Genomic DNA, 25,468 nt, shown 5'->3' with positions numbered 1-25,468 from the left:
AGCAAGGGGGGCCGATGGCCGCGGAGATGAGCGGCGGAGACCTGTCGCGGCTGCGGCAGCTCAACGCGCTGTCCGTGATCAAGGTGCTCCAGGGCCAGCCGTCGCTCACGCTCACCGAGGTCGCCAAGCGCACCGGCCTGTCCAGGGCCTCCACCGAGGACGTGGTGCGCGAGCTGCTGCAGAAGGGCTGGGTGGCGGAGGCGGGCGCCACCGCGGGCGGCGTGGGCCGCCCGGCCAGGCGCTACCGGTTCAGGGCCGACGCGGGCCGGGTGCTCGGCGTCGACATCGGCGGCCACAAGATCCGGGCGGTGATCGCCGACCTCGACGGGAACGTGCAGCACGCCGCCCGCGTGACCGTCACGCCCGCGATGGGCAGGCTCGAACGGCTGGAGGCGGTGGACCGGGCGGTCGCGGAGTCCCTGGAGGGCGCCGGGCTGACCGGCGGCGACGTGTGGGCCTCGGGCGTCGGCACGACCGGGCTGGTCGACGGCGCCGGCAGGGTGATGCTGTCGGAGGCGCTGCCCGAGTGGACCGGCGTGGACCTGGCCGCGCACGTGCGCCGCCTGGCTCCCGCCCCGGTGCTGGTCGAGAACGACAGCAAGCTCGCCGCGCTGGCCGAGTGCTGGCGCGGCGTGGCCCGCTACGCCAAGGACATGGTCTTCCTGCTGGCCGGGCTGCGCACCGGTGCGGGCCTGGTCATCGACGGCAAGCTGCACAAGGGTTTCGGCAACGCCTCCGGCGAGATCGGCGCGCTGCCCGTGCTCGGCTGGATCCGCGCCCAGGAGCACCTCAGCGGCGAGGCCGGCGACGTGTTCGCCGCCGCGCGGGAGGGCGACAAGGCCGCGCTGGCCGCCGTGCGCCGCTACGTGAAGGATCTCGCGCTCGGCGCGTCCGCGCTGGTCCTGACGCTGGACCCGCAGATGGTGGTGGTCGGCGGCGGCTTCTCGCGCTCGGCCGACGTGCTCATCGAGCCGCTCAGGCGGGAGCTGGACCGCTGGTGCATCCGCACCCCGGAGGTGCGCATGTCGGCGCTGGGCGACGAGGCCGTGGTGCTCGGCGCCGTACGCCTGGCGCTCGACGACGTCGAGGAGCGCCTGCTCGACGGCCGCTCCCCGCTCGTCAGCGGCCTGTAGGCCGGTCGCGCCGCTCGCCGCTCGTGAGCGGCCTGCAGGCCGGCCGGTCGCGCCGCTTCCCGCCCGGCGGCCGAGCCTCGTGAGCCATCTGTAACACGGCCACTCTTGCCAACAATTTCCCTGGACTCCATCATTACTCCCACGTTCTAGGAGAGGACCGGGAGATGTGGAAGTCGGCACGGAGCGGTGCGGCGCTCCTCTGCGTGGCACTGCTCGCCTCCGCGTGCGGCGGCGGTGAGCAGGCCGGCACGGACACGCAGCCGGAGAAGAGGGTGAAGCTGTCCTATGGCGTCTGGGACGCCACCCAGCAGGCGGTCATGCAGGAACTGGCCGCGGAGTTCACCAAGACCTACCCGAGCATCACCGTGGACGTCCAGCTCACCCCCTGGGTCGACTACTGGACGAAGATGAAGGCCGCCGTCAGCGGCGGCGCGGCGCCCGACGTCTTCTGGATGAACGGCCCCAACTTCCAGCTCTACGCCTCCAACGGCGTGATCAAGCCGATCGAGGAGCAGGTCGACACCTCGGTCTACCCCAAGGCCCTGGTGGACCTCTACACCTACGAGGGCAAGCTGTACGGGCTGCCGAAGGACATGGACACGGTGGGCGTCTGGTACAACAAGACGCTCTTCGACGCCGCCAAGGTGAAGTACCCGGCCGACGACTGGACCTGGGCCGACTTCAACAAGGCCGCCGCCGAGCTCACCGACCCCGAGAAGGGCGTCTACGCGGTCGGCGCGCAGCTCACGAGCTTCCAGGAATACCAGTACAACACGATCTACCAGGCCGGCGGCCACGTGATCTCCCCGGACGGCAAGCAGTCCGGCTACGCCGACCCCAAGACGGTCGCGGGCCTGAAGTTCTGGACCGACCTCATCGCCGCCAAGCAGTCGCCCGACCTCAAGACCATGACCGACACCACCCCGCTCCAGCTCTTCGAGGCCGGCAAGCTGGCGATGTACTGGGGCGGGTCCTGGAACGTGGCCGAGTTCGGCAAGAACGACTACACCAAGGACAAGGTGGACGTGGCCCCGCTGCCCAGGGGCGAGAAGCAGGCCACGATCATCCACGGCGTCGCCAACGTGGTCTCGGCCAAGACCGAGCACCCGGCGCAGGCGTCGGCGTTCGTCAAGTTCCTCGGCTCCAAGCAGGCCGCCGACATCCTCGGCAAGAAGGGCCCGATCCCGGCCTACAACGGCACCCAGCAGGACTGGGTCAAGGCCCACCCCGAGTGGAAGCTGCAGACGTTCCTGGACGCGGTCGCCTACGCGGTGCCGTACCCCGTCTCCAAGAACACCGCCGCCTGGCAGGAGGCCGAGCTCACCCATCTGACCAAGGCCTGGACCGGTGAGGTGCCGGTCGACAGGGCCGCCGCGGACCTCGCGGCGGCGATGAACGACCTGCTGGCCAAGGAATGACACGCAGGAAACACGTGGCGAGCCGCCGACCGTGGACCGAGGCCCTGTGGGGGTACGCGTTCATCGCCCCCACCGGGCTCGGCCTGGCGATCTTCTACCTGTGGCCCGTCCTGCAGACCGCCTACTTCTCCTTCACCGAGTGGGGCGCGTTCGGCGGGCACACCTGGACGGGCCTGGAGAACTACACCCGCCTGTTCGGCGACCCCGAGGTGGGCCGGGCGGTGCTCAACACGCTCACCTACACCGTGCTGGGCCTGCTCGGCATCCCGCTGGCCATCGTGTTCGCCGCGCTGCTCAACCGGCCGGGGCTGGGCGGCGTGACCCTGTACCGCACGGCGTTCTTCCTGCCCGTGGTGACCATGCCGGTCGCGGTCGCGATGCTCTGGCGCTGGCTCTACAACGGTGACTACGGCCTGATCAACCAGGTGCTCGCGCTCGCCGGCATCGACGGCCCCAACTGGATCGCCGACCCGGCCACCGCCCTGTACGCGCTGATCGTGGTGGGCGTCTGGAGCAGCGTCGGCTACAACCTGATCATCTTCCTGGCGGGCATGCAGGCCATCCCCAAGGAGCTGTACGAGGCGGCGTCCATGGACGGGGCCGGCCGCGTCCGCCAGTTCTTCAGGATCACCCTGCCGATGTTGTCGCCGACGGCGTTCTTCATCTCGATCGTCTCGGTGATCGGCTCGCTGCAACTGTTCGACCTGGTCTTCGTGATGACCGGGTCCGGGCAGGCGGCGCGGGCCAACCCGGCGTACTCGCGGCTGCAGACCGTCGTGCAGCTCTTCTACGAGCGTGCCTTCGTCACCAACGACCGCGGCTACGCCGCCGCCATCGTGATGGCGCTGCTCGTGCTCATCGCGGTGCTGACGATCCTGCAGTTCAGGCTCCAGCGGAGGTGGGTGCACTATGTCTGAGCGTCGCCCGCTGGGCGTGCACGCGGTGCTGATCATCTCGTCGCTGCTGATGGTGGCGCCGTTCGCCTGGCAGATCATCACCTCGCTCAAGACGCTGAGCACCGCCACCGCCGTGCCGCCGACGTTCCTGCCCGAGGGGCGCTGGGACAACTACGCCAAGGTCTTCGACCTGCTGCCGTTCGGCGAGCAGTTCCTCAACACGGTGGTGATGGCCGCGGGGCGGGTGGCCGGGCAGGTGCTGTTCTGCTCGATGGCCGCCTACGCCTTCGCCCGGCTCCGCTTCCCGGGCAGGAACCTGCTGTTCGGCCTGTTCCTGTCGGTGCTCATGGTCCCGCCGCAGCTCTTCGTGATCCCGCAGTACCAGATCATGTCCGCGCTGGGCTGGCTGAACAGCCTCCAGGCGATCATCGTGCCCGGGTTGTTCAGCGCGTTCGGGGTGTTCCTGCTGCGGCAGTTCTTCCTGGGCCTGCCGCGCGAGATCGAGGAGGCGGCGCGGCTCGACGGCGCGGGGCCGTGGCGGATCTACTGGTCGATCATGCTGCCGCTGGCCCGGCCGGGGCTGGTCGCGCTGGCCGTCCTGACGCTGTTGTGGGCGTGGAACGACCTCTTCTGGCCGCTGGTGGTCAACACCGACCCGGAGAAGATGACGCTGTCGGCCGGGCTGGCCTCGCTCCAGGGGCAGTACCAGACCGACTATCCCGTCCTGATGGCCGGCTCCCTGATCGCCTCGCTGCCGGTGATCGCGGTGTTCGTCTTCCTGCAGCGGCAGTTCATCCAGGGCATCGCCCACACCGGGACGAAGGGCTGAGCCCGGCGGGAGCTGCGCCTCTCGCCGGGCCCGGCGTCCTACTTGATCACGATGGTGGTGAGCGCCCGCGGCTGGAGCGTCACCGTGCGGCCCGTCACGGCGGACGGGGTGAGGTCGTTGGTGTTGTCGGTGACGTACGTGGTCGCGCGGCCGTGCACGCCCCTCCACGTGACGGGCGCGGTTCCGGTGTTGAGCGCCACGATCACGCGCGAGCCGTCGGCGTTGCGGAACGCTGAAACTTTCAGCGCCGGATCGGCCGCGCTCGCCTCCACCCGGACCGCGCCGGGCCGGATGAACCTGCTGTAGGCCGCCAGCGCCCACAGCCGCTTCGACACGTGGTACTCCCTGGCCACCTCGTCGAGCTGCAGCAGCGCCCTGGTCGCGCCGCGCGAGCCGCCCAGCCAGTAGACGTAGGCGCTGACCTCGCCCAGCGTGAGCGCGTCGTGCACGGCCTGCGCGATCGTGAAGCCGTCGTAGCCGCTGCCGTCGTCCCAGGCCTCGTTCCAGGTGTTGCCGTTGGGGTTCCACTCCGACATCCAGGTCTTCCTGTCCGTCGGGAGCGGGGCGTCCACGGGGCTGGCGTAGGTGTGGCCGGTGTGCGTCTTGACCCAGCGGCGGGCCTCGGGATCGGCCTCGATCGCCGCCGTGTACGCCTTGGCCTCGTTCCAGCCGAACGAGTCGCAGCACACCAGCCTGGTGTTCCTGGCGATCGGCCCGAGCACCTTGACGAACTCGGCGGCCTGCTCGGGGGTGAAGCGCATCGAGGCGTACGTGGCCGTCCAGTCGGGCTCGTTCGTGAACCCGAGGTCGGTGATCCTGATGCCTTCCCTGGCGTAGAACTTGGTGTAGGCGACCAGGTAGTTCGCGTACGCGCGCCGCCACTCGGGCAGGAGTGTGCCGCCGTTCTTGTCGTCGCCGTTGTCCTTCATGTAGCCGGGGGCGCTCCAGGCGTCGGCGAAGAATCGTTCGACGCCGTACCGCTGGGCCTCTTTGGCCACCCAGACCTGGCTGTTGTCGTCGCCGTCCCAGACGTACTTCGGCGGGGCGTCAGGGCCGCCGGGGTCGTCCGGCTGGATCGACACCATGTGGTCGTACGGGCTGCCGGTGGGCGAGGAGCCGATGCCGAGCCGCAGGATGCTCAGCCCGGCGCCCTTGCTCCGGTCGAACCACAAATCGAGGACCTCCCGCTGCTTGTCCGCAGGCAGGGCCTCCAGCAGCTCGTTGCGCCGGAACGCCTGGGAGATGCCGAAACCGTCGATCTCCTGGTGCCGGACGCGCTCGTTCACGGTGATGGCAGGGGGGTCGGCGGGATGTGCCGGGTGCACCGCGGGTAAACCCAGCAGGCTGATCGCGACGAGTCCTCGCAACATGGCGCGCCTCCGAAAGTTTCGGATACGTGACGATATATTTCGTCGATCGCCGGAACCGTAAGCGCGCGGAGGCGTCCGCGTCAACCTCGCCCGTCAAAGCACGACCGCCCCCGCGGTCGCGGAGGCGGTCATGGACGGCGAGCCACTACTGGACGGACTCGGCGCGCTCCTTGATGGTCAGCATCTGCCGGCGCACCGTGAGGAAGTCGCCGACGTCCTGCCTCGCGAGGTACGTCGTGCCGCGAACGCCCGGCTGCGCGCGGATGCGCACCCGGAAGATCATCCGCGTTCTGCCGTCCTCCAGGTCGCGCAGCGAGACCGAGCACGTGGTGGTGGCGTCGGCGCCGCGCACCATCGTCACCAGGGTCTGCGGCGGCTCGATCTGCTCCACCACGAAGCCGGGCCCGCCCTGCAGCACGTCGCCGACCTTCAGCCCCTGCCGCTCCTGCCCGGGCGGCTCCTCGTGCCCGCTCGTCGCCGGGCGCGGCGGGGAGTCGGGCTGGTAGCCGCCGCCGAGCTGGACCAGCCAGGCCCAGACGGTGGCCGGGGGCGCCTCGACGGTGATCGCCCGGGTGGCCTGGTACTGCGGCTGCGTGACGAGGTCGTCGCCGGGCATGTCCGCGTGGACCTCACGGTCGTCGGCACCCCACCGCAGGTGCCACGGGCGGACGGCGAGCAGGTAACCCGCGGCCGCGCCGACCGCCAGCCTCATCAGAGAGCGCGGCATGAGCATGAACATGCGTACTCCTTCGTCTCAGGTTTCCGTCGTGCGAAAGGGGCGGAGGTCAAATCTGGCCGGGCCTCCAGACCGTGAGGCCGTACGTCTGTGCGATCGGGCGCCACGCCGTCGCGAAACGCGTTTTCGCCTTCTGCGCGTCCTGCGATCTGTCCAGGCCCCGCTGATAGTCGCGGTCGCTCTCCACCGGCGCCTCGCAGTCTCCCTCCAGGTGCCGGCCGGCCCAGGACAGGAACGCGGCGTCGGCGTCGTGCGAGGCGTCGAGCGCGTCGACCAGCGCGTCCTTGAGCCGGGCTCCGCCCTTCAGCGCGCTCACGCCGAGCGTCTGGGCGGTGGCGAGCTGGTCGCGCCGGCTGGTCGTGATGTCGCGGATGGCCTGCACGCCACCGGGGGCGCAGCGGATGGCGGCGGCGATGGCGTCGGGCAGGCCGGAGCGGGCGTCGCTGCTGCCGGCCAGCAGCTCCTCGATCGCCTCGGCCTGCTGCCGGGCCGCCCGCCCCGGGGAACCGCCGGTCTCCGGGCCGGTCTCCGGGCTGCCTTCCGCGCTGCTCTCCGGGCTGCTCTCCGCGCCGGTTTCTGAGCTGCTCTCCGGGCTGCTCTCCGCGCCGGTTTCTGAGCTGCTCTCCGGGCTGCTCTCCGGGCTGCTCTCGGGGCTGCTCTCCGGGCCGGTCTCCGAACTGCTCGCCGGGCTGCTGGGGGCGACGCCCTGGCCCGCGCCGGTGTTCTGGATCGGCCGCGAGGGGTTGGCGGTCACGATCCACCAGGTCAGGACGAACGCGAGGATGGCCACCACCAGGCTGATCAGCACCGGAGCGCGCCGCCAGGCCGGTGGCCCCCGCCGCAACCGCGCCGGCTCAGGACCGGTGGCGTAGGAGACGGCGGGCTGCTCCTGGGGGCTCAGGTGGGCGCGGCAGCGCGGGCACTGCGCGAGAGTGCCGACGTGCGATCCGCAGCGCCGGCAGAAGCGGCTCGAACCCGGTTCGTATGCCAAAGCACCTCCCGGAATATCCCAAGAAAATAGGGCAAAATGCTGTTTGCCCGACTTGTGGATTGTTCTTCGCCTTCCCGGTCAGGACGAGACTATTTCAAACAATGCGCGCCCGAAGCGCTCGTCGCACAAATGCTCTGGCTTCGGCATGAAAGGGGCGGGCCGTCCTGCGGCCCGCCCCGACTGGGCTCAGCGGCCGAAGCAGATCGTGCGGCCCGCCTTCACCTGGTCCACCTTGTACGTCACCTGGTCGATCGTCGCCCCCTCACCGTCCACGAGGATGATCGTGTCCCCCTGGTTGCCGAGCTGCACCGCCGGGTCCAGCGTCACGCGCAGCGCGGCGCCGCCCTCGATGGCCCCGGTCAGAGCCCTGCGGCCACCGCCGGCGTCCGTCAGGGCCCAGCCGCTCAGGTCGCACGTGCCGGACGTGAGGTTCATGAGCGTGACGGTCTCGTTGCCGCGGTCGGCGCCCGCCGGGTCCGGCAGCGCGGCCACGATGATCACGTCCCCGGCGGCGACGAGCGGCGGCCTCACCGGGGCGCCCGGCGGCGCGGGGTCCGGGCTGATGATGAAGTCCTCGGGCCACATCGTGAGCTGGATCTGCTGCCCGGACCCCCTGACCACGTCGTGCAGGTTGCCGCGTTCGAGGCGGGGGATCAGGAACAGCTCGTCGTCCCGGTTGACCGGGTCCGCGCGCAGCCAGGCGTCGAAGCCGTCGAAGCCGGTGAACCCCGCCGCGAGGTAGGGCACGATACGCCGGAACAGCTTCGGCCAGACCACCAGCCGCTCCAGCCCGGCCAGGTCGCGTACGGTGGCCGCGCCGTTGGGGTCGGCGGCCGAGCGGGGCCAGATGCCGATGGCCTTGCGCCGGGCCGCCTGTGAGACCTCCGCCAGGTGCGTGCGCAGCTCGGCGGGCAGCGTGGCGTAGAAGGCCGGGTAGACCAGCCCGGCCGCCAGCAGTTGCGCGTTGACGGAACGGTCCACCAGCGGGCCGTCCACGAACACGGTGGTCCCGTCCGCCCCCTGGTGGTCACCGGCGAAGCCGAACGCGATCAGCCGGCCGTTGCCGTCGATGCCGTTGGTGAGCACGTGGCCGCGGATGGAGTCCTGGTCGGCGGAGCGCACCTTGTTCGGCAGGTCCTCCCAGAAGCGCACGTTCGTGAAGCCGAGCAGGCGCAGCAGCTCGTCACGGGCCGCGTTCGCCCCGTCGAGCTCCTGGTGGGTCTCCTCGAAGTGCGTCTCCAGCGCGTCGATGGCCTCCAACCGGACGGAGATGCCGCGGGCGTTGATGTTCGGCGGCCGGCCGGAGCGCCGCGGCAGCGCCTCGACCAGGGCCGGCGAGTCGGGCAGGAACTTGACGGTGTCGCCGTCCGGCTCGGGGCCCTGGCGGGGCAGATCCGGGTACCGGATCACGAAGGTGCCGCGTAACAGCGTGTAGCTCATGGAATCCCCCCATGCGAGCTGGTGATGGTCCCCCGACTGTCAGCCAGCGGAGCGTAACTCGCATAAGGGGCATCGTCCATGTAGTGCGGCAAAGCGGTCAGCGGTACACGGCGAGGGCCGCCTCGGCGACCAGTGTGTCCACGATCTCCACCAGTTCGGCGACGGGCGGTCCCGCCGCCGCGGCGATCTCGCGCAGCCGGGCGACGAGCTGGTTGCCCGGCTGGTCGAGGTAGAGCTCCGACTCCAGCCGCAGCACCGCCACCAGCCCGCACAGCCCGGCGCAGCGCGCGTCGGGCGGTTTCCAGCCCTCGACCGCCGAGCGCACCCCCGAGGAGGCCCGCACGACCGAGGCGATGTCGGCGAGCTGGTAACGCGTGTACGGCAGCACGCCCATGCGCCGCCTGCTCACCCGGACGAGCACCCCCGAGTCGAGCAGGCCCTCGCGGGTGCGGTCGTAGACGCCGTCCGCCGCCGCCCGTTTGAGCTCCGACCTGGGGTCGGCGGGCGCGTGCCGGCCCGTGAGCAGCAGGTCGAGCAGGGCGGCGCCGGCCAGCCCGAGCGCCAGCGACGACTGGTGGATGAGCAGCCTGCCGGCCTGGTCGTGGGCGATCAGGTACAGGTCGTGGTGGAGCGGCAACCGGTCCATCAGTCGGGGACACTCCGCTTCAGCCGGTCGGGCCCTTCGGACATGCCCATCAGCGCCGGGGGGCGGCCGAGCGCGTACAGGGTGATCAGCACCAGGACGCCGAGGCCGAGCCAGACCAGGCCGAGCACCTGCGCCAGCACGTTCGCGTTGATCACGACGAAGACCAGGATGCCGGCCCCGATCAGCGGCGCGACCAGGTGCGACCACACCTTGTCCGACCCGTTGCGCAGCGAGTAGTGCACGATCACCGACACGTGCAGGACGACGAACGCCACCATGGCGCCGATGTTGATCAGGCTGGACAGCAGGGTGACGCCGTCCTCGCGGGTGGACATCCAGATGCCGACGCCGAGCGACAGCAGGCAGACCAGCATGATGGCGTTGGCGGGCACGGAGTGCCTGACCGACACCTTGGCCAGGAACGACGGGAGCTGCCTGTCGCGCGCCATCGCGTACAGCAGGCGCGAGACCGCCACCTGCGCGACCATCGTGTTGACCAGCCCCCACGACAGCGCGGTGGCGAACGTGGTGACGTGCCGCAGCCACTCGCCGCCGGCCACGGCGGCCGCGTCGTAGAAGGCCGTGTCGCTGGGCCGGCTCAGCAGCCCCGCCGGGTCGGGCACGAGCAGGGCGGCGACCCAGACCTGCACGATGAACAGCACGCCCGCCAGCAGCAGCGCCACCCGCATGGCCCTGCCCACCTGGGCCGAGCCGCCGGTGGACTCCTCCACCAGCATGCTGATCCCGTCGAAGCCGAGGAAGGACAGGACGGCCACCGACACCGCCGCGAACAGCACCGGCCAGGAGAAGGAGCCCGCGTCGAACAGCGGGGAGAGGCTGAAGCCGCTGCCCCTGCCCTGGAGCAGCGCCCAGAGGCCGATCAGGAGGAACAGCGCCAGCACCGCCAGCTCGAACACGATCATGATCCGGGTGAGCTTGACCGTCATCCGGATGCCGCGCAGGTTGATCACCGTGTTGACGGCCACGAAGATGACCAGCCAGACCCAGACGGGCACGTCGGGCACGCTGTTGTGCATCGCCATGGACGCCACGAGGTAGAGCAGGCACGGGACGAGGATGTAGTCCAGCAGGATCATCCATCCGGTCATGAACCCGACCGGCGGGGCGATGCCGCGCCCGGCGTAGTTGTAGACCGAGCCCGACAGGGGGAACGCCTTCACCATCTGCGTGTAGGACGCGGCGGTGAACAGCAGCGCGATCATTCCGACGAGGTAGGCCAGCACCGGCATGCCGCCGGATGCCGCATAGACGGTGCCGAAGATCGCGAAGGGCGCGATGGGCACCATGAACGCCAGGCCGTAGAACACGAGATCGGTCAGCCCGACCCCGCGACGTAACTCCTGCCGGTAACCGAACTGCTCAATGTTCTGTTGTGTGCGCACGACAGGCCTCTCCAGTCGTCATGCAAGGGGCGGGGGGTTCGATCCCGAGATCCTTTCGCAGCCCGGGGCCGCCTCGCAAGAGCGCCGCGGGCGTGCCGATGCGCCAGTCTGGAGGGCATGGACCTGCTCATCGCCGAAGAACTTCTGCTGCTCGGCTACACGCCGAAGGGCAAGCCGCTGGTCAACCTGGAGCTGCTTGACTACACGCTCAGCGCGGGCGTGCTCGCCGAGCTGATGATCATGGCCAGGATCGAGTTGCGGGACGGGCGGATCGTCGTGACGGATCCCGCTCCCGCCGGTGACGCCGAGCTCGACCCCGCTCTCGACCGGCTCTCGATGCGCGAGCAGCCGCCCGCGTTCGAGGAGTGGTGGCCCGCCATGTACACGCCCGAGAGGCGGGCGCGCCTGCTGGAGCGGCTCGCCCGCCGCGGCGCGGTCACCGCCGAGGTCCGGACGTACCTGAAGGTGTTCAAGGAGGAGGTGTTCCCCGAGGCCGACCCGGCGGCCCGCGAGTCGGTACGCCGGCGCGTGCTCGCCGCGCTGGAGCCGGGGGCGGCCGAGCCCGACCGACGCACGGTGGCGCTCGTCTCGCTGGCGCACGCCGCGCGGCTCGTCGCCAAGGCGCTGCCGAAGGCGGACCGCCGGCGGGCGGCCGAGCTGGCCGCCCGCGACCGGCTGGGCGGCCTGGTCGCGGCGGCGTTCAAGCAGGCCGCCGGCGAGAGCGTCGGCAAGCTGGCCACGGGCGGCGGCCTGGCCGGCTGACGCTCAGCCGAGCCGGGTCTGGAGGCCGTCGAGGACGCGCTGGAGCCCGTACTCGAAGGTGTCCTCGTTGCTGCCGGAGGTGTCGGCGCCCTGCTGCGCGGCGTAGCGGGCACGCAGGCGCGGGTAGTCCTGGACCGCCCGCTCGGCCGCGGGCCACAGCCTCTCGGTCCACTCCTGCTCGCTCTGCCCGCTGCGCGCGACCATGGACAGCCAGGCGGCCTCGCTGGTCGAGACCCCCACCACGTACGCCGTGACCGTGGTCACCGCCTGGTCGGCCTCGGCCGGCGGGAACCCGGCGTCCTCCATGACGCCGAGCATGAACTCGCTCTGCCGCAGCACGTTGGGCCCGAGATAGGCCAGCCCCGCCTCGCCGAGCTTGGCGGCCAGCCACGGGTGGCGCAGGATCGTCGCGCGCAGGCCGCGGCCCACCTCGGTCATCGTCGCCCGCCACTCGCCGGTGTCGGGCAGCGGCAGCTCGCCGTAGACCGCGTCGAGCGCCAGCTCCAGCAGCTCGTCCTTGTTGGCCACGTGGCGGTAGAGCGAGGTGGCCCCGGCGCCGAGCCGGCTGCCCAGGCGGCGCATGCTGAGGTTGTCGGCGCCCTCCTCGTCGAGCAGGCGCACCGCTTCTGCCACGATGCTCTCGCGGGTGAGCAGCGGCTGCTGGCGCTCCTTGCGCGGGCGGGCCCACACCGAGGGGATCTGCTTGTCGTCTTCGGCCATGAGGGCTCCTTTCTTCGCCCAGCTTAGCGCACAGCGTGCGCTGTATGCGTACATCGGACGCGGTCTTGACCGGAACCTCCTGCGCACTAGATTCCTTGTACGACCCCGCGGAGGTGACGGCCTCGTGGCGACGTACGCCTACCACTGCGCGGACTGCGGCCCGTTCGAGGTGCGCAGGCCGATCGGCACGGCCGGGCCCGCCGAGCCGTGCGCCGCCTGCGGAGCGCCGGCCCCCCGCCGGTACACGCCACCGCTCCTGGCCCGCACCCCCGCCGCCGAGGGCCGCGCCCGGCAGGCGCAGGAGGCCGCCGCCCACGAACCACAGGTGGTGCGGCACGTTCCCGCTGCCCGCAGCCGGCCCGCGCCACCGCCGGACCCCCGCTGGGCGGGCCTGCCCCGCCCTTGACGCCCCAAGGAGGGCCGTCCCATGCCGGAAGTCGTCTTCAGCGTCGACCAGACCCTGTCCATGGCCGCCCAGTTGGTCCCCGGGCACAACCGCTGGCATCCCGACATCCCGGCCGCCGCGAGCGTGCGGCCCGGGTCGGAGTTCCGCGTCGAGTGCAGGGAGTGGACCGACGGGCAGATCGGCGACAACGACTCCGCGAACGACGTGCGCGACGTGGACCTGTCGGTCTGCCACATGCTCAGCGGCCCCATCGCGGTGGAGGGCGCGGAGCCGGGCGACCTGCTCGTCCTCGACATCCTCGACCTCGGCCCCGTGCCGCAGTCCGCCGGCGCCGCGCCCGGCGAGGGATGGGGATACACGGGGATCTTCGCCAGGGAGAACGGCGGCGGGTTCCTGACCGACCACTTCCCGCAGGCGTACAAGGCGGTCTGGGACTTCCACGGCCAGCAGGCCACCTCCCGCCACATCCCGGGCGTGCGCTTCACCGGCATCACCCACCCCGGCCTGTTCGGCACCGCGCCCTCCGCCGGCCTGCTCGCCCGCTGGAACGCCAGGGAGCAGGCGCTCATCGACACCGACCCCGGCCGGGTGCCGCCGCTCGCGCTGCCGCCGCTGCAGCAGGGCGTGCTGGCCGGCACGCTGAAGGGCCCAGAGCTGGAGCGGGTCGGCCGGGAGGGCGCGCGCACGGTCCCCGCCAGGGAGAACGGCGGCAACCACGACATCAAGAACTTCACCCGCGGCGCCCGCGTCTTCTACCCCGTGCACGTGCCCGGCGCCCTGCTGTCAGGCGGCGACCTGCACTTCAGCCAGGGCGACGGCGAGATCAGCTTCTGCGGCGCGATCGAGATGGGCGGGTTCGTGGACTTCCACGTGGACCTCATCAAGGGCGGCATGGAGAAGTACGGCGTCACCACCAACCCGATCTTCATGCCGGGCAACGTCGAGCCGCGCTACACCGAGTTCCTGTCGTTCATCGGCATCTCGGTGGACCACGGCACCGACACGAACCTCTACAACGACGCCACCGTCGCCTACCGCAACGCGTGCCTGAACGCGATCGAGTACCTCAAGAAGTTCGGCTACAGCGGCGAGCAGGCGTACCTGCTGATCAGCGCCGCCCCGGTCGAGGGGCGGCTGAGCGGCGTGGTGGACATCCCGAACGCCTGCTGCACGCTCTATCTGCCCACCGCCATCTTCGACTTCGACATCCGGCCCACCGCGGAGGGGCCGCGCCGCGCCGACCGGGGGTCGTGCGCGGTGAGCACCTGACTCAGTGCTTCATCTTCCGCGTCTCGGGGCCGTAGCCGAGCGTGCCCATCATGCCCTGCTCCTGGTGGTAGAGGTTGTGGCAGTGGAACATCCACTCGCCGGGGTTGTCGGCGTGCACGTCGATGTTCAGGCGCTCGCGCGGCAGGATGTTCACGGTGTCCTTGCGCGGCCCCTGCGGGCCCGACGACGTCCGCACCTGGAAGGTGTGGCCGTGCAGGTGCATCGGGTGCCACATGGGCGACTGGTTGTCGAGCACGATCCTGATCGTCTCGCCGCGCTCCACGCGCAGCCGCATCGGGTCGGCGGCCAGGCGGTCGTTGAGCGTCCACTCGTTGCCTGACGGGCGCATGCCGAGCGTCACGGTGACGCTCCTCGACGGGCGCGGGAGCAGGTCCGCCTGCCGGGACCTGAGGTCGGCGTACCTCAGCATGCGCTGGGTCAGCTCGCGCAGCCGCACGTCGCTGCGGGGGGCCGGCGCGCGGTGCGAGGTGCTCACGATCGCGAACGCCCGCGCCCGCTTCCCCTCCGCCTCCGCCACCAGCGGGAAGGCCCCGTCGCCGAGCCGGACGAGGAAGTCGTAGCGCTCGCCCATGCCGATGAGGAACGTGTCCACGGTGACCGGCGCGCACGGGAACCCGTCGGTGTGCGTCACGGCCATGCGGTGGCCGCCCAGCGCCACCCGGAACGCGGTGTCGGCCGCCGCGTTGATCACCCGGAACCTGACGAGCCGCCCCGGCTTGCTGACGAACACCTCCGGCGTCTCCGCCGCCCGGCCGTTGATCAGATGGTACGGATGGCGCAGCTCGCCCACGACGCCGCCGAGCAGGGTGCTGCGCAGGGTGTCGTCGTGGGCGGTGCTGGCGTTCAGCCGCCGCAGCGCCTCGTCCGGGGTGCCGCCCACGCCGTCCACCCAGTCGTCCAGCACGACCGTGAACTCCTCGTCGTAGCCGAGCGGCTCGTGCGGGTCGGCCACGATCAGCGTGCCGTACAGGCCGCGGTCGTTCTGCATGCCGACGTGCGAGTGGTAGAAGTACGTGCCCGGATCGGGGACGGTGAACACGTAGTCGAACGTCCCGCCCGGCGGCACCGCCTTCTGCGTGTAGCCGGGGGCGCCGTCCATGCGGGCGTCGAGCCTGATGCCGTGCCAGTGCACGGTGGTGTCCGCGGGCAGGCCGTTGACCAGCTTGGCGCGGACCAGGCCGCCGGCCGTGGCCTCGATGCGCGGGCCGGGGAGCCGCCCGTCGTAGGTCCAGGTGGTGACGGTGCGCGGGCCGATCGAGACCTGCGCGGGCTTGGCCCGCAGGACCGTGCCCCGATGCGGCTTCCCGGTCGCGGCGCCCGCCGCCACCGGGACCGCGCTCCCCAGCGCGGCGAACATGCCGGTCACGAACGACCGGCGGGACAAACCCCGATACGAACCATTCACTGCGGATCCCCCCATTCACCTGGCAAGGTAACGGAGAGTGATCAAAAAGGTGCCGCGCCACGCGGAAGATCAACCAGCTCCTGGCGGGGCCGTGGAGCCGCGCACGACCAGGGACACCGGGAGCAGCAGCGTGCGCGCCGGGCGGCCCGGGTCGCCGAGGCAGTCCAGCAGCATCCGGGCCGCCTCCGCGCCCAGCTCGTGATGCGGCACCGCGACCGTGGTCAGCGGCGGGCGCAGCTTGTCCAGGAACGGCATGTCGTTGAAGCCGATCACGCTCACGTCGCCCGGGCAGGACAGGCCGCGCTCGGCGAAGACGTCGTAGCAGCCGAGCGCGATGAGGTCGTTGCCCGCCACGACGGCCGTGAACGCCGCGTCCCGCGTCAGCAGCGCGCGCAGCGCGGCGGCCCCGTCGCTCTCGCTCCAGTGGGCGCACTCCACCACCAGGTCGCCGGGCAGGCCGAGGTCGCGCACGGCGTGCCGGAACGCCTGCGCGCGTACCCTGCCGGTCGAGGTGCTGAGGGGGCCGGACAGGTGGGCGATCCTGGTGTGGCCGAGGCCCGCGAGATGGCGTACGGCGGCGGCCACGCCGGTGGCGTCGTCGCCGGTCACGGCGGGGAGGCTCAGGTGCTCGACCTGGCGGTTGATCAGCACCATGCGGACGCCCTGCTCGTGGAGCCGCCGCAGCAAGGGGTGCTCCAGGCGGGCGGTGGCGATGATCAGGCCCTCGACCTGGCGGGCGCGGAGCGACTCGATCTTCGCGTGCTCGCGTTCGGCGTCGTTGTCGGTGTTGACGATCCAGACGTGGTAGCCGCCGGACTCCAGCACGCTCTCCACGCCGCGCACGATCGGGGGGAACAGCGGGTTCGTGAGGTCGGGGATCACCAGGCCGACCGTGCCCGTGCGGGAGGTCTTGAGGCTGCGGGCCACCGAGTTGGGCTGGTAGCCGAGCGCCTGCGCGGCCCGCATGACACGGCGGGCGGTCTCGGCGCTGATCTGCTGGCGGGTCTTCGGGTTGAGCGCGCGCGAGGCCGTGGCGGCGTGGACGCCGGCGGCCTCGGCGACGTCGCGCAGGGTGGGGGCGGGCGGCGGGTCCGGGTGGGTCATCGGCCACCCCGGTCGAGCGGGCCGCCGTCCGGCGGGCCACCGGCGAGCAGGCTTCTGATGATCAGGTCGTGGTCGTGGTCGTGGTCCTGGTCGTGGTCGGGGTCGGGGGCGGTGCCGTGGCGGCGGCGGAGGCCGAGCACCGTGGACAGCGACGCCGCATCGGCGCGGCCGTCCGCCACCAGCCCCTCGTCGGGGTCCTTCAGCCGCCCCAGGTAGCGCAGCGCGGTGCCGGGCGGCAGGCGCAGGGCCGCCGCGGCCTCCTCGGCGACGACGTCGTCGGCGTCACCGGCCAGGATCACCCGCGCGGTCTCACGCAGCCCCGCCGCGAGCGCCCACACGCCGCCCGGGGCGCCGCCGTGGGTGACGCCGTGGGTGATGCCGTGCGTGCCGTCCGGGGCGCCGCCGTGGGTGACGCCGCGCGGGCCGTCCAGGGAGGTGCCCAGCGCGCACAGCACGGTCCCCAGGTACGGTCGCGGCACCCCCGCCAGCCGCACCGCCCCCGCGTCCTCGGCGCGCAGGTCGGAGCCGGCGTTCAGCATGGTGGCCGCGCAGCCGCCGCCCAGCAGCGCCTCAAGCCGGCGCGGCGTGGCCCCGAGCGCGACCGTACGGTAGTCGCCGCGCGACAGCCCCACCGCCTCCATCGCCGCGTAGAGCGCGAACGCGAACCCCGAGTCCGGCACGTCCACCCCCGCCACCCGCCCCTTCAGCTCCGCCGCCGACGCCAGGCCCGGACGGGCGTAGAGCGCCAGCCCGAGCCCGCGGTCCACGGCCGAGACGATGCGCACGTCGAGCGGGTCGCCCCGCACGTACCGGTGGGCGATGGCGTTGTCCGGGCTCGTCAGCGCGGCGTCGAGTTCCCCGGCGAGGAGGGCGGCGAACTGGGCGGGCGAGGACGCCACGGGCTCCTCGCGCACCCCGGCATCGACCAGGCCGAGCCGCCGCCCGGCGCGCAGCAGCACGGACGGGCTGAAGACGCCCACCGTCAGCGGCTCACGTCTCATGGCCCCTCCCGCGTGCACTCGTTTGCACCTGGACACCCGAGCCTTGACAGTAACCGCTTCCGCACGGATGCTCCAGGGCAGCGCAATCGTTTGCGGGGGAAGCCCATCGAAGGAGGGCTCATGACCGCCCAACCTGCCCGCCTGGCCCTGACGATCGCGATGGTGGCCGCCCTGGCTCTGGCGGCGGCCTGCGGGCAGCGCCCGTCCGAGACGCGGGCGGGCGAGACGGCCGCGCCGCTCGTCATCGGCGTCTCGCTCCCGCTGACCGGCGACTTCGCGCAGCCGGGCAGCGAGGCCAAGCGCGGTTACGAGATCTGGCGCGACATGGTCAACGCCAAGGGCGGCGTCCTGGGCAGGCAGGTCGAGCTGAAGATCGTCGACGACGCCAGCAACCAGGACACGGTGGTCGCCGACTACACCAAGCTGATCACGCAGGACCGGGTGGACCTGCTGCTGGGCACGTTCTCCTCGCTGCTGAACTACCCGGCCTCCGCGGTGGCGGAGAAGAACCGCATGGTGTTCGTGGAGCCGGCGGGCGGCGCCCCCGACATGTTCACGCGGGGTTTCCGGTACCTGTTCTTCGCCCAGCCGGCCACCGCGCCCCGCCAGGCCGACGTGTTCGTGAACTGGATCAAGTCGCTGCCGGAGGACGAGCGCCCCAGGACGGCGGCCTACCCCAGCCAGGACGACCCGTTCGCGCTGCCGGTCATCAAGTCGATGCAGGAGCAGCTGGAGGCGCTCGGCGTGCGGACCGTCCACAGCGAGGTCTACCCCGCCGACACCACCAACTTCCAGAGCGTCGCCAGCACGCTGGCCAGCAGGAAGCCCGACCTGGTGGCGCAGGGCGCGGTGTTCGAGGACGGCGTGGGCCTGGTGCGCTCGCTCAAGCAGCTCGGCTTCTCGCCGAAGCTGCTGTTCCAGACGTCCGCGCCGAGCAACTCCAGCCAGTACAGCGACGGCGTCGGCGTGACCAGCACCGAGGGCGTCTTCTACACGGTGAGCTGGAACGAGAAGGCGTCCACGCCGCTGAACGCCGAGTTCGTCGCCGCGTACAGGAAGGCGCACGACGCGGCCCCCGCCGAGGACGCCGCCGACGCGTTCGCCGCCGCGCAGGTGCTGCAGGCCGCGGTGGAGGCGGTCGGCGCGGTCGACCAGGACAAGATCAGGGACTGGCTGCACGCGAACACCGTGCAGACCCTGCTCGGCCCGCTGAGCTGGAAGGACAACGGCGAGCCCGAGGGCAGCTTCCTGCTGGCCCAGTGGCAGGGCGGCAAGGTCGAGGTGGTCGGGCCGCCCGAGCTGGCGACCACCAGGACCGTGGTGAACCCCAAGCCCGGCTGGAAGTGACCCCGATGGCGCACTTCGTGCAGGCGGTCGCGCTGGGGCTGCTGATCGGCGGCGTCTACGCGCTCATGGCGTCCGGGCTGACGCTGATCTTCGGGGTGATGCGGATCATCAACGTGGCGCAGGGCGCGTTCCTGGTGCTGGTGGCGATGGTGACCTGGTGGTTGTGGAACCGGAGCGGGATCGACCCGATCGTGGCGTCCCTGGTGACCACGCCCATGATGTTCGGGTTCGGGTGGCTGGCGTACCGGCTGCTGGTCTCGCGGATCCGCGGGGCGTCGCCGTCCATGTCGGTGCTGCTGACGTTCGGGCTCGCGCTGGTCATCGAGGGGGTGCTGAACCTCACGGCGGGCAACAAGTTCAAGTCGGCCGGGCCGTCGTACTTCGAGGAGTCGTTCACGGCCGGGGCCATCGCGCTGCCGAAGGCGCAGGTGTTCGGGTTCCTGGCGGCGGCGGGGGTGCTGGTGGTGCTGCACGTCGTGCTCAACAGGACCTGGACGGGACGGGCGATCAGGGCGGCCACGCAGAACCCGTCGGGCGCCGCGCTGGTGGGGGTGGGCGCGGCGGGCACGGCGGCGCTGGCGTTCGCGATCGGCAGCGCCACGGCCGGGGTCGGCGGCTCCATCCTGTCGGTGCTCTACCCGTTCTTCCCCGCCTCCCACTACGAGTGGATCTCCCGGCTGCTCGGCATCGTGGTGCTCGGCGGGCTCGGCAGCCTGCCCGGCGCGGTGGCGGGGGCGATGATCCTCGGGCTGGCCGAGACGCTGACCGCGACGTACGGCTCGCTCGGCTGGTCCACGCTCGTCTTCTACCTGGTGATCATGGCGGTGCTGCTGGTCAGGCCGCAGGGGCTGTTCGGGGCGCGGCTGCGGGAGGACGCCGCATGAAGGCCCACGCCGTGGCGGGCGCCTGCCTGGCCGTGCTGCTCCTCTATCCCGTGGTCAACCCGTGGCAGCCGTACCCGCAGGCGGTGCTGCTGCTCGGGTTCCTGCTGGCGATCCAGGCGACGAGCTGGAACATCATCTCCGGGTACGCCGGTTACGTCTCGCTCGGGCACAGCATGTTCCTCGGGCTGGGGTCGTACACCGTGGGCATCCTCGCCCTGCGCTGGGGCGTGAACCCGCTGTGGGTGGCGCCGCTCGGCGGCGTCGTCGCGACCGTGGCCGCGGTGGCCATCGGCTCGGTCGTGCTGCGCACCCGCGGTCACGCGTTCGTGATCATCACGATCGCGATGCTGCTCGCGGCGCAGATCGTCGCGGTCAACTCCAGGGACCTGACGCGCGGCTCCGACGGGATCACCCTGGAGCTGCCGTTCTGGCACCGCGACTTCCAGAACATCCCCTTCTACTACGCCTTCCTCCTGCTGCTCGTGCTCACGGTGCTGTTCAGCGCGTGGTTGCGGCGCACCAAGCTCGGCACGGGGCTGCTCGCCATCAGGCAGGACGAGGGCAAGGCCGCCTCCATCGGCGTCGACACCACCCGCTTCAAGATCGTCGCGTACGCGGCCAGCGCCTGCTTCATCGGCGTGGCCGGCGGCGTCCACGCCTACTACCTCACCTTCATCAACCCCGTCGGCTCCTTCGCCATCCTGGGCAGCGTCACGATCGTGCTGGCCGCGCTGGCCGGCGGTCGCGGCACCCTGTACGGGCCGGTGGTGGGCGCGTTCCTGGTGAACCTGGTCAGCGAGGCGGCCACCGTCCACGCGGGCGGCGCGCAGTCGCGGGTGCTGCTGTTCGGCGGCGCGCTGGTGCTGGTCGTGCTGTTCCTGCCCAGGGGGCTGCTGCCGACCGTGGGGGAGTGGTGGCGGCGCAGGCGCCCGGCGCCGGTCGAGTACATCGAGCAGCCGGCCGTGTCGTCCGTGCGCGAGCGCCTGCCCGAGCGGCCCGCGGGCGGCGAGGTGCTGCTGTCGCTGCGCGGCGTCTCCAAGCGGTTCGGCGGCCTGGTCGCGGTGGACGACGTCTCCCTCGATGTGCGGCAGGGCACGATCACGGCGCTGATCGGGCCCAACGGATCGGGCAAGACCACACTGTTCAACCTGATCACCGGCGGGCTGCCGGCCGACTCCGGCGAGATCAGGCTCGACGGGCGGCGCATCGACGGGCTGCGGCCCTGGCGGCGCTGCCATCTCGGGCTGGGCCGGTCGTACCAGGTGACCAGGCTGTTCCCGGACCTGACCGTGCAGGAGAACGTGGTCGCCCCGCTGGCCGACTCGCGCTGGAGGACCATGCTGTCCGGCGCCGTGCGCGGCCACGAGGCCGAGCGCGCCCGCGACCTGCTCGGCCTGGTCGGGCTCGGCCGCTTCGCCGCCCAGCCCGCGGGCGCGCTGTCGTACGGGCAGCAGAAGCTGGTCGAGCTGGCCCAGGTCCTCATGCTCGAACCCCGGCTGATCCTGCTCGACGAGCCCGCCGGCGGCGTGAACCCCAGCCTGCTCGGCCGCATCACCGAGGTGATCCGCGAGCTGAACGCGGCCGGCGTCACGTTCCTGGTCGTCGAGCACAACATCCCGCTCGTGCTCGACCTGTGCGATCCGGTCGCGGTGCTCGCGGGCGGCAGGGTGATCGCCGAGGGGCCGCCGGAGCGCGTCAGGGAGGACCCCGCGGTGCTGGAGGCGTACCTGGGGGCCGACTGGACTCCGGCGGTGAGATAGATGTTGCAGCTCAAGGCGGTGGTCGCGGGTTACGGCGGCGGCAGCGTGCTGCGCGGCGTGGACCTCGAGTGCGCCGAGCGCACGATCACCTGCGTGGTCGGCCCGAACGGCGCGGGCAAGTCCACCGTGCTGCGGGTCATCAGCGGCCTGCTCGCCCCCACCGAGGGCGAGGTCCGGATGGACGGTGAGCCCATCGGCGGGCGCGCCCCCGGCGAGATCCTGCGCCGCGGCATCGCCCAGGTGCCGCAGTCGCACGCCCTGTTCCCCGCCATGTCCGTGCAGGAGAACGTGCTGATGGGCGGCTACCTCATCCGCAAGGACAGGAAGCTGCTGCGCGAGCGCCTCGACCAGGTCAAGCAGCGGCTGCCGATCGTCGCCGAGCGGGCCCGCGAGCACGCCGGCAACCTCAGCGGCGGCCAGCGGCGCCTGGTCGAGATCGCCCGCTGCCTCATGCTCGACCCGCGCCTCATCCTGCTCGACGAGCCGTCGCTGGGCCTGGACCCGCGCGGGCTGGCCGGCGTGGCCGAGGTCATCCAGCAGCTCAGCCAGGGCGGCGCCACCGTGCTGCTCGTCGAGCAGAACGTCCGGCTCGGCCTGGGCCTGGCCACGCACGGCGTGGTCATGGAGGGCGGCCGGGTCCGCCTGACCGGCACGGCCGCCGCCGTCCGGGACGACCCCGAGATCGCGTCGCTCTACCTGGGAGGTGGTACACGGTGGACGAGCGAGTCGCCTCCGCCATCGCGCACTGGGGACCCCGGTTCACCGCCAACGGCGTGACCGCGTGCGACCTCCGGCGCATCACCCGCGACCTGGACACCTGGGACGGCTGGTGCTCCGCCTGGTGGGCCGTCGCCGCCGAGCACGAACGGCTCGGCAGGCAGGCGCTGGCCACCGGGCGGCTGCTGTCGGCCGGGCAGCACCTGGCCCAGGCCGCGCTCTACTTCCACTTCGCCAAGTTCGTCTTCACCGCCGACCTCGACCAGATGCGCCGCGCCCACCGGCGGGCCGTGGCCTGCCTCGACGACGCCCTGCCCCACCTGTCGCCGCCCGGCCGGCGGATCGAGATCGGCTTCGCGGGCGGCACGCTCGTCGGCGTGCTCCGGCTGCCCCCGGGCCCGGGGCCGCATCCCGCCGTCCTCATGCTGTCCGGGCTCGACTCGGCCAAGGAGGAGCACCGGGTGGTCGAGCAGCTCTTTCTCGAACGCGGGCTGGCCACGTTCGCCGTGGACGGGCCGGGACAGGGCGAGGCCGAGTACGACCTGCCGATCAGGGCCGACTGGTCGGAGCCCGGCGGGGCGCTGCTCGACGCGCTGGCCGCCGAGCCGGGGATCGACGCCTCCCGGCTGGGCGTCTGGGGGGTCAGCCTGGGCGGCTACTACGCGCCCAGGGTGGCGGCGGCCGAGGGCGAGCGGGTCAAGGCGTGCGTGGCGCTGGCCGGGCCGTACGACTTCGGCGACTGCTGGAGCTGCCTGCCCGAGCTGACCAGGGAGACCTTCCGCGTACGGGCGGGCGCCCCCACCCAGGAGGAGGCCCGGCGCATCGCCTACACCCTCACCCTGGAGGGCACCGCGTCGGCGATCAACGCGCCGCTGCTGGTCGTGTTCGGCCGCGAGGACCGGCTCATCCCCTGGCGGCAGGCCGAGCGGCTGGCCGCCGCCACGGGCGGCGACAGCGAGCTGCTCATGCTCGAAGAGGGCAACCACGGCTGCGCCAACCTCACCCCCTGGCACCGCCCCTACACCGCCGACTGGCTGGCCCAGCGGCTGAAAGGCACGACACGATGACTCAGACAGCAGGCTGGATCGGCACCGGCCGCATGGGCTACGCCATGGCCGAGCGGCTGGCCCTGGCCGGGGTGGACCTGGCCGTGTGGAACCGCACGCGGGCCAGGGCGGAGCCGCTGCGCGAGCACGGCGCCCAGGTGGTGGGCACGGTCGCCGCCCTGCGCGACCGCGACGTCGTCTTCAGCACGGTCGCCGCCTCCGGCGACCTGACCGAGGTGCTCGACGGGCTGCTCGCGGGCGGCCCGGGCCCCGGCGTGGTCGTCGACTGCTCCACCGTCTCCGCCGAGGCGTCGGCCGCCGCCCGGGCGGCCTGCGCGCGGCACGGCACCGGGTTCCTGGCCGCGCCGGTCAGCGGCAACGCCAAGGTCGTCAGGGCCGGGCTGCTCAGCTTCGTCTGCTCGGGGCCGCGCGAGACGTACGACCGGGTGTCCGGGCTGCTCGCCCGGCTGGGCAGGTCGGCCACGTACGCGGGGGAGGGCGAGACCGCCCGCCTGGTGAAGATCGCGCACAACCTGCTGCTCGGCGTCGTCGCCCAGACGCTCGCCGAGGTCACCGTGCTGGCCGAGAAGGGCGGCGTGACCCGCCACGCCTTCCTGGAGTTCCTGAACGACAGCGTCGTCGGCTCGCCGTTCACCCGCTACAAGTCGCCCGCGTTCGTGCATCTCGACTACACGCCCACCTTCACCTCCGTCCTCCTGCGCAAGGACTTCGACCTGGGCCTGGCCGCCGCCGGCGAGCTCGGCGTGCCCATGCCGGTCACCGCGCTCACCGCGCAGCTCGTGCAGGCCGCCGTCGGCACCGGCAGGACCGGCGAGGACTTCGCCATCCTGCTCGACCTGCAGGCGGCCGCCTCCGGGCTGGAGCTCAAGCCCGAGGACGTGGCCGTGGACGACGGGCTCGGCTCATGAGCGCGCCGCTGCCCGCCCCCGGCCACATGGGCGTCGACTACGAGCAGCGCGTCGACTTCGACCGCCTGCGGGCCCACCGTCTCGGCCGCGCCCGCGCAGCGCTGGCCGGCAGCGAGTGCGGCGCGTTCCTGCTGTTCGACTTCTACAACATCAGGTACGTCACCCAGACCTGGATCGGCGGCGCCCTCGGCGACAAGATGACCAGGTACGCCCTGCTCGCCCGGGGCGGCCCGCCCCGGCTGTGGGACTTCGGCTCGGCCGCCCGCCACCACCGCCTGCACAGCCCGTGGCTGGACCCGGCCGACTGCCACGCGGGCATGCTGGGCCTGCGCGGCGCCATCGCCCCCACGGCCGGCCTGATGGCGGACGCCGTCCGCACGATCAAGGGCCTGCTGGCCGAGGCCGGGCTGGCGGGCGAGCCCGTCGGCGTGGACATCGTGGAGCCGCCGTTCCTGTTCGAGATGCAGCGCCAGGGCCTGCGCGTGGTGGACTGCCAGCAGCTCATGCTGGACGCCCGCGTCATCAAGTCGCCCGACGAGATCATGCTGCTCACGCAGGCCGCCGCCATGGTGGACGGCGTCTACCAGGACGTCGTCGAGGCGCTCAAGCCCGGCGTCCGCGAGAACGAGATCGTCGCCCTGGTCAACAAGCGCCTCTACGAGATGGGCTCGGACCAGGTGGAGGCCGTCAACGCGGTGAGCGGCGAGCGCTGCAACCCGCATCCGCACAACTTCTCCGACCGCCTCATCAGGCCCGGTGACCAGGCGTTCTTCGACATCATCCACTCCTACAACGGCTACCGGACGTGCTACTACCGCACGTTCGGCGTGGGCAGCGCGACGGCCTCGCAGCGGGAGGCGTACGTCAGGGCCCGCGAGTGGATGGACGCCTCCATCGCCATGATCAAGCCGGGGGTGGGCACCGACCAGGTGGCCGCGGTGTGGCCGCGGGCGGCCGAGTTCGGGTTCGAGGACGAGATGGCGGCCTTCGGGCTGCAGTTCGGGCACGGGCTGGGGCTCGGGCTGCATGAGCGGCCGATCATCTCGCGGCTCAACAGCATGCGCGAGCCGATCGAGCTGCGGGCCGGGATGGTGTTCGCGCTGGAGACGTACTGCCCGGCGAGCGACGGGTTCTCGGCCGCCCGGATCGAGGAGGAGGTCGTGGTGACACCTGAGGGGTACCGGGTGCTGACGTTGTTCCCCGCGAAGGAGCTGATCGTGGCCGGTGCCTATTAG

The 25,468-nt window shown here is 71.9% G+C and carries 24 protein-coding genes; 14 read left to right on the top strand and 10 right to left on the bottom strand.

Annotated features, from left to right (window positions below):
• Positions 1-14 precede the first annotated feature (14 nt).
• The 4 genes from HD597_RS37495 to HD597_RS37480 all read left to right on the top strand — a co-directional run bounded on the left by HD597_RS37495 (position 15) and on the right by HD597_RS37480 (position 4,276).
• Positions 15-1,133 carry an ROK family transcriptional regulator gene (locus HD597_RS37495; protein WP_253748581.1) on the top strand — a complete coding sequence of 373 codons (1,119 nt, stop codon included), beginning with the start codon at positions 15-17 and terminating at the stop codon, positions 1,131-1,133.
• A 164-nt stretch (positions 1,134-1,297) separates the two neighbouring features.
• The gene (locus tag HD597_RS37490; RefSeq protein WP_253748579.1) at positions 1,298-2,551 is read left to right on the top strand and encodes an ABC transporter substrate-binding protein; all 1,254 of its coding nucleotides are present in this window, start codon (positions 1,298-1,300) and stop codon (positions 2,549-2,551) included.
• Between the two features lie 14 nt (positions 2,552-2,565).
• Complete coding sequence (locus HD597_RS37485) at positions 2,566-3,468, top strand: carbohydrate ABC transporter permease (protein ID WP_253748577.1); 903 nt, start codon at positions 2,566-2,568, stop codon at positions 3,466-3,468.
• Positions 3,461-4,276 (top strand): carbohydrate ABC transporter permease, encoded by an 816-nt coding sequence (locus HD597_RS37480; RefSeq protein ID WP_253748575.1) that lies wholly within the window; start codon positions 3,461-3,463, stop codon positions 4,274-4,276. Before HD597_RS37485 ends, HD597_RS37480 begins: the two co-directional genes overlap by 8 nt.
• Positions 4,277-4,314: 38 nt before the next feature.
• Here the strand turns inward: HD597_RS37480 and HD597_RS37475 are convergent, their stop codons facing one another.
• The 6 genes from HD597_RS37475 to HD597_RS37450 form a co-directional block, all read right to left on the bottom strand.
• Positions 4,315-5,646, bottom strand: coding sequence for a glycoside hydrolase family 30 protein (locus tag HD597_RS37475; RefSeq protein WP_253748572.1), 1,332 nt, complete (start codon positions 5,644-5,646; stop codon positions 4,315-4,317).
• 145 nt (positions 5,647-5,791) lie between these two features.
• On the bottom strand, positions 5,792-6,385 hold the full coding sequence (locus HD597_RS37470; protein WP_253748570.1) for a hypothetical protein: 594 nt from the start codon (positions 6,383-6,385) through the stop codon (positions 5,792-5,794).
• Positions 6,386-6,431: 46 nt separating this feature from the next.
• Positions 6,432-7,373 (bottom strand): hypothetical protein, encoded by a 942-nt coding sequence (locus HD597_RS37465; RefSeq protein WP_253748568.1) that lies wholly within the window; start codon positions 7,371-7,373, stop codon positions 6,432-6,434.
• Between the two features lie 186 nt (positions 7,374-7,559).
• Positions 7,560-8,813: a lamin tail domain-containing protein gene (locus HD597_RS37460; protein WP_253748566.1), complete on the bottom strand. Its 1,254-nt coding sequence runs from the start codon at positions 8,811-8,813 to the stop codon at positions 7,560-7,562.
• A gap of 97 nt (positions 8,814-8,910) precedes the next feature.
• Positions 8,911-9,459: a GOLPH3/VPS74 family protein gene (locus tag HD597_RS37455; RefSeq protein ID WP_253748564.1), complete on the bottom strand. Its 549-nt coding sequence runs from the start codon at positions 9,457-9,459 to the stop codon at positions 8,911-8,913.
• Positions 9,459-10,862: an APC family permease gene (locus HD597_RS37450; protein ID WP_253748562.1), complete on the bottom strand. Its 1,404-nt coding sequence runs from the start codon at positions 10,860-10,862 to the stop codon at positions 9,459-9,461. The genes HD597_RS37455 and HD597_RS37450 overlap by 1 nt, the downstream gene beginning before the upstream one ends.
• Before the next feature lie 117 nt (positions 10,863-10,979).
• Between HD597_RS37450 and HD597_RS37445 the strand changes: the two genes are divergently transcribed.
• A complete protein-coding gene (locus HD597_RS37445) occupies positions 10,980-11,624 on the top strand; it encodes a GOLPH3/VPS74 family protein (RefSeq protein WP_253748560.1) in 645 nt (214 codons plus the stop codon).
• 3 nt (positions 11,625-11,627) lie between these two features.
• Here the strand turns inward: HD597_RS37445 and HD597_RS37440 are convergent, their stop codons facing one another.
• Positions 11,628-12,344: a TetR/AcrR family transcriptional regulator gene (locus HD597_RS37440; RefSeq protein WP_253748558.1), complete on the bottom strand. Its 717-nt coding sequence runs from the start codon at positions 12,342-12,344 to the stop codon at positions 11,628-11,630.
• 124 nt (positions 12,345-12,468) lie between these two features.
• Here HD597_RS37440 and HD597_RS37435 point away from each other — a divergent pair, with 124 nt between their 5' ends.
• Positions 12,469-12,750 carry an FmdB family zinc ribbon protein gene (locus tag HD597_RS37435; protein ID WP_253748556.1) on the top strand — a complete coding sequence of 94 codons (282 nt, stop codon included), beginning with the start codon at positions 12,469-12,471 and terminating at the stop codon, positions 12,748-12,750.
• Between the two features lie 21 nt (positions 12,751-12,771).
• Complete coding sequence (gene fmdA, locus HD597_RS37430; protein WP_253748554.1) at positions 12,772-14,019, top strand: formamidase; 1,248 nt, start codon at positions 12,772-12,774, stop codon at positions 14,017-14,019.
• A gap of 1 nt (position 14,020) precedes the next feature.
• Here fmdA and HD597_RS37425 read toward each other — a convergent pair whose 3' ends face one another.
• The 3 genes from HD597_RS37425 to HD597_RS37415 all read right to left on the bottom strand — a co-directional run bounded on the left by HD597_RS37425 (position 14,021) and on the right by HD597_RS37415 (position 17,550).
• Entirely contained in the window at positions 14,021-15,445 is a 1,425-nt protein-coding gene (locus HD597_RS37425; RefSeq protein WP_253748552.1) for a multicopper oxidase family protein, read from the bottom strand.
• A 69-nt stretch (positions 15,446-15,514) separates the two neighbouring features.
• Complete coding sequence (locus HD597_RS37420) at positions 15,515-16,549, bottom strand: LacI family DNA-binding transcriptional regulator (protein ID WP_253748550.1); 1,035 nt, start codon at positions 16,547-16,549, stop codon at positions 15,515-15,517.
• Positions 16,546-17,550, bottom strand: coding sequence for a substrate-binding domain-containing protein (locus tag HD597_RS37415; protein WP_253748548.1), 1,005 nt, complete (start codon positions 17,548-17,550; stop codon positions 16,546-16,548). Before HD597_RS37415 ends, HD597_RS37420 begins: the two co-directional genes overlap by 4 nt.
• A 120-nt stretch (positions 17,551-17,670) precedes the next feature.
• On the opposite strand from HD597_RS37415, the gene HD597_RS37410 reads away from it, so the two are divergent.
• Genes HD597_RS37410 through HD597_RS37380 form a run of 7 tightly spaced genes read left to right on the top strand, consistent with a single transcriptional unit; the run spans position 17,671 to position 25,468 of the window.
• Entirely contained in the window at positions 17,671-18,897 is a 1,227-nt protein-coding gene (locus tag HD597_RS37410) for an amino acid ABC transporter substrate-binding protein (RefSeq protein WP_253748546.1), read from the top strand.
• 5 nt (positions 18,898-18,902) lie between these two features.
• Entirely contained in the window at positions 18,903-19,781 is an 879-nt protein-coding gene (locus HD597_RS37405; RefSeq protein ID WP_253748544.1) for a branched-chain amino acid ABC transporter permease, read from the top strand.
• Positions 19,778-21,541, top strand: coding sequence for a branched-chain amino acid ABC transporter ATP-binding protein/permease (locus HD597_RS37400; protein ID WP_253748542.1), 1,764 nt, complete (start codon positions 19,778-19,780; stop codon positions 21,539-21,541). The genes HD597_RS37405 and HD597_RS37400 overlap by 4 nt, the downstream gene beginning before the upstream one ends.
• Positions 21,542-22,318 carry an ABC transporter ATP-binding protein gene (locus HD597_RS37395; protein ID WP_253748540.1) on the top strand — a complete coding sequence of 259 codons (777 nt, stop codon included), beginning with the start codon at positions 21,542-21,544 and terminating at the stop codon, positions 22,316-22,318.
• Positions 22,255-23,325 carry an alpha/beta hydrolase family protein gene (locus HD597_RS37390; protein WP_253748538.1) on the top strand — a complete coding sequence of 357 codons (1,071 nt, stop codon included), beginning with the start codon at positions 22,255-22,257 and terminating at the stop codon, positions 23,323-23,325. The genes HD597_RS37395 and HD597_RS37390 overlap by 64 nt, the downstream gene beginning before the upstream one ends.
• Entirely contained in the window at positions 23,322-24,233 is a 912-nt protein-coding gene (locus HD597_RS37385) for an NAD(P)-dependent oxidoreductase (RefSeq protein WP_253748535.1), read from the top strand. The genes HD597_RS37390 and HD597_RS37385 overlap by 4 nt, the downstream gene beginning before the upstream one ends.
• Complete coding sequence (locus HD597_RS37380) at positions 24,230-25,468, top strand: M24 family metallopeptidase (protein ID WP_253748533.1); 1,239 nt, start codon at positions 24,230-24,232, stop codon at positions 25,466-25,468. The genes HD597_RS37385 and HD597_RS37380 overlap by 4 nt, the downstream gene beginning before the upstream one ends.

Source organism: Nonomuraea thailandensis, from assembly GCF_024172165.1.
Classification (GTDB): domain Bacteria; phylum Actinomycetota; class Actinomycetes; order Streptosporangiales; family Streptosporangiaceae; genus Nonomuraea; species Nonomuraea thailandensis.
Note: the sequence above shows the minus strand (reverse complement) of the source record. Positions and strands in the feature narration are given on the sequence as shown.

Coding starts and splice junctions, on each gene's coding strand:
- HD597_RS37495 (WP_253748581.1), top strand. CDS start 15: ATGGCCGCGGAGATGAGCGGCGGAGACCTGTCGCGGCTGCGGCAGCTC.
- HD597_RS37490 (WP_253748579.1), top strand. CDS start 1,298: ATGTGGAAGTCGGCACGGAGCGGTGCGGCGCTCCTCTGCGTGGCACTG.
- HD597_RS37480 (WP_253748575.1), top strand. CDS start 3,461: ATGTCTGAGCGTCGCCCGCTGGGCGTGCACGCGGTGCTGATCATCTCG.
- HD597_RS37475 (WP_253748572.1), bottom strand. CDS start 5,646: ATGTTGCGAGGACTCGTCGCGATCAGCCTGCTGGGTTTACCCGCGGTG.
- HD597_RS37470 (WP_253748570.1), bottom strand. CDS start 6,385: ATGTTCATGCTCATGCCGCGCTCTCTGATGAGGCTGGCGGTCGGCGCG.
- HD597_RS37460 (WP_253748566.1), bottom strand. CDS start 8,813: ATGAGCTACACGCTGTTACGCGGCACCTTCGTGATCCGGTACCCGGAT.
- HD597_RS37455 (WP_253748564.1), bottom strand. CDS start 9,459: ATGGACCGGTTGCCGCTCCACCACGACCTGTACCTGATCGCCCACGAC.
- HD597_RS37445 (WP_253748560.1), top strand. CDS start 10,980: ATGGACCTGCTCATCGCCGAAGAACTTCTGCTGCTCGGCTACACGCCG.
- HD597_RS37440 (WP_253748558.1), bottom strand. CDS start 12,344: ATGGCCGAAGACGACAAGCAGATCCCCTCGGTGTGGGCCCGCCCGCGC.
- fmdA (WP_253748554.1), top strand. CDS start 12,772: ATGCCGGAAGTCGTCTTCAGCGTCGACCAGACCCTGTCCATGGCCGCC.
- HD597_RS37420 (WP_253748550.1), bottom strand. CDS start 16,549: ATGACCCACCCGGACCCGCCGCCCGCCCCCACCCTGCGCGACGTCGCC.
- HD597_RS37415 (WP_253748548.1), bottom strand. CDS start 17,550: ATGAGACGTGAGCCGCTGACGGTGGGCGTCTTCAGCCCGTCCGTGCTG.
- HD597_RS37410 (WP_253748546.1), top strand. CDS start 17,671: ATGACCGCCCAACCTGCCCGCCTGGCCCTGACGATCGCGATGGTGGCC.
- HD597_RS37405 (WP_253748544.1), top strand. CDS start 18,903: ATGGCGCACTTCGTGCAGGCGGTCGCGCTGGGGCTGCTGATCGGCGGC.
- HD597_RS37400 (WP_253748542.1), top strand. CDS start 19,778: ATGAAGGCCCACGCCGTGGCGGGCGCCTGCCTGGCCGTGCTGCTCCTC.
- HD597_RS37395 (WP_253748540.1), top strand. CDS start 21,542: ATGTTGCAGCTCAAGGCGGTGGTCGCGGGTTACGGCGGCGGCAGCGTG.
- HD597_RS37385 (WP_253748535.1), top strand. CDS start 23,322: ATGACTCAGACAGCAGGCTGGATCGGCACCGGCCGCATGGGCTACGCC.
- HD597_RS37380 (WP_253748533.1), top strand. CDS start 24,230: ATGAGCGCGCCGCTGCCCGCCCCCGGCCACATGGGCGTCGACTACGAG.